The 2,746-nt window shown below is 61.1% G+C and carries 2 protein-coding genes; both read right to left on the bottom strand.

Annotation, left to right across the window (positions count from 1 at the left end; all coding sequences use genetic code 11):
• Window positions 1-171 precede the first annotated feature (171 nt).
• A complete protein-coding gene (locus tag ACZ7GZ_RS42985) occupies window positions 172-1,704 on the bottom strand; it encodes a class E sortase (RefSeq protein ID WP_471033272.1) in 1,533 nt (510 codons plus the stop codon).
• Window positions 1,705-1,711: 7 nt separating this feature from the next.
• A complete protein-coding gene (locus tag ACZ7GZ_RS42980) occupies window positions 1,712-2,149 on the bottom strand; it encodes a glycosyltransferase (RefSeq protein ID WP_471033269.1) in 438 nt (145 codons plus the stop codon).
• Window positions 2,150-2,746 lie beyond the last annotated feature (597 nt).

Raw genomic sequence — 2,746 nt, 5'->3', positions numbered from 1 at the left:
ACCCCACAAGAGGTCCACGACGACTACCTGAATCAGCAGCTCGCCGCATGAATTAGCCAATAGGTAGCTGTCCGGAAAGCGTGGGGCCCCTCAGAACCCCTGATCACGGATGTCCGTCAAAGCACATCAAGCCCGACCACCGCAACATGCCACTACCGACAACGCCAGTCCTCACAACGCATCACTCGGGCTCCGGTGCGAGGTGAGCCGGCCATAGACGATGAAGCGGCCGGTGCTGCCATAGCGGGGGGTGCAGGTGGTGAGCGTGATCAAGCGGTCTCTCGGGTTGGCGCCGTGGCCTTGGTCAGGGCGGAGGACCCAGTCGGCGTCGGGCGAGACACGCTGAGTGCTCGTGACGACATAGGTGTAGCGGCCGGTGGGGGCCGTTACGATGATTTTGTCACCCGATTTGACACGGTCAGGCAGGTCGGCGAAGGGCTCGAACCCTGAGAGTGACGAGCGGTGTCCGGCAACAGCGTAGTTGCCAATTTCTCCGGGGCTGGCGGTGCTGGTGTAGTGGCCCAGCCCCTTTGCCAATTGCTTGTCGGTCGTGCCGTTGTAGACGGGATAGGCCCAGTGGGAGCCGAGGGCAGGGATGCGCATCACTGCGTTGGCGTTCGTGCTGTTTTTCGGAGAGGCGCCGGGGCCGCGGCTGCTACGGATCAGGTCATGTTCGATTCGGGCAGTGCGTACCAGCTGAGTACGACTGGGCTGGGGGTCGGTGCCCCAAATTAGCCAGGCTGTATAGCTGCCTAACACCAGCCCTGCTGCAAGGACGAGTCCAGCCATTGCCGCGAGCAGAGCGCGGGCAGGGCGCGCCTGTTGGGGGATGCGCATCACGGAATTGACCCCCGCTTTCTGGTGGCTACGCATGTGCATCCGGGCAAGATACAAAGCGGCAGCGGCCGGTCCTGCGATGAGCAGTACCGGTAGGACGCTGTGAGTGAACCACAAGCAGGCTCCGGTGAGAGCCAGAGCGAACAGTAGATCAAGCCAATTGGAGCGCAGGGCTTGGCCCCAAGTGAGCCGGTTTCCCACTTTCGGAGTGACCAGAAACACCGACGAGCCGAACAGTGACTTGAAGGAGGCCCGCGGGCCGGTGAAAAACATCGAGCCGAACAGCAGTGCCGTGTGCAAGAGGTAGGACCCGAGTCTGTCGGCGCGCATGGTCTTGCGGAGTGTGAGGATGTCGTTGAGCATCGGGGCGAGGACGAACGCCACCGTCGGGAACAGCATCCACTGCGGCCAACGCACTGAGTAGCCGACCGCGGGCAGCACCATTACGTTGATGACAACGTAGAGGCTGAACAGACTGGTCAGCGGCAGACTATAGGTGAATATGATGATGTCCAGCTTTTCGAACCAACGCATCGGGCTGAACAGAATCCGCCACGTGTACTTCTTGACGAACTCCATGTTGCCTTGAGTCCAATTGTTGTGATGCTGCTTGAACGCCAGGTAGGAGACCGGGAACTCCTCCTCGCACACTACGTCCGGCGCGAATACGGCCGGGTATCCCGCTGAGCGGGCTGCGATATTGAGGCAGAGGTCCTCAGCAACCAGGTGCGGGAACCCGCTGGCCGCCCGGTAACAGGACGCGCTGATCGTAGCGCCGTGGCCAAGCAGGGAAAGGAATCCGAATCGGTTCTTGACGCATTGGTAGGCAAGCCAATGCGTGGCCACCCCAGGATGGAAGCGCTTCATGAACGTGTTACGGTTCCGAGTAGCCACGTGATTGCACCTGCACAATGCCCGTGTTCGGGTAGTGCTGGAAGTAGTCAAGGCAGCGGGCCAGGAAGTCTGGGGGAATGATCTCGTCACTATCCAGAATGACAAAGTAGTCAAAGTCAGTGTGCCGTAAGAAGTTGTTCAGGTTCCCCGCCTTGAAACCGACACGATCAGCACGTCGGACCACCTCGACTCCGTGTGTTGCTGCGAAGGCGTCCACTTTGCGGCGGTAAGCGTCGGCCTTCGAATCGTCCAGGATGACCGTGCGTACCCCCGGCGCATCCTGCCGCATGGAGTCTGCTTCCCCCTCAATCGACCAGATGAGCGACACAGACAAGCAAAACCATGAACCGACAATAGCTACATATAAACCTGGATGGCGCGTCATATGCGCCTCAGGTTCCTCTTGTGCCAATGACATTCGAATCAACCTCATAGACGAGCCGCACATGTGCCGCGGCCCCCGTAGGCGGCCTCAGGGCGCGGCCGGAACAATCCGGCTGCGGTCCGAGATGCGCGAAACGTGGCGAGCCCGGTAACGCCGACAGATGAACCTCATCCACCGAAGGCTGGGGGCGTTCGCTTCAGAGGCCGCTGCGGATGGTCGGATAGACGCATACGCCTGCGCCGCCCAGCTGAATCCGCCCGCTGTGGCCGCCGGCACCATCCGTCAGGCAGCCTGAACGCTTCAGCCTCATGTACACCGCCCTCCTGCTAGTTCTGCCCGTGCCGGTTCTGGAGCGCAGTCAGCCCCAGTAAGCCGCTCACCACCAGAATCGCCGCGAGGAGGCATATTATGACGCTCGCTGTCCCGCACTCTCTCAAGGCCACCCATCTGAGAGTTGGCCTGCTCCGTTCAGCCCAAAGGACGCTCGACGAGACGGCCACCCAGGTGAACCGTTCCGGGTTTGATCGAGACTCTAGGTCGTGACTGTGACCTGGGGTTTCGTGGCTTCTCGGTAGTAGGTGGTCTCGTATTCGACGGGCGGGACGTGCCCGATCTCACCGTGGAGCCGGC

It is taken from the genome of Streptomyces sp. NPDC037288 (genome assembly GCF_055603265.1).
Note: the sequence above shows the minus strand (reverse complement) of the source record. Positions and strands in the feature narration are given on the sequence as shown.

Excerpts from the sequence above, each read along its gene's own strand:
- ACZ7GZ_RS42985 (WP_471033272.1), bottom strand. The coding sequence starts at position 1,704 with ATGAAGCGCTTCCATCCTGGGGTGGCCACGCATTGGCTTGCCTACCAA.
- ACZ7GZ_RS42980 (WP_471033269.1), bottom strand. The coding sequence starts at position 2,149 with ATGTCATTGGCACAAGAGGAACCTGAGGCGCATATGACGCGCCATCCA.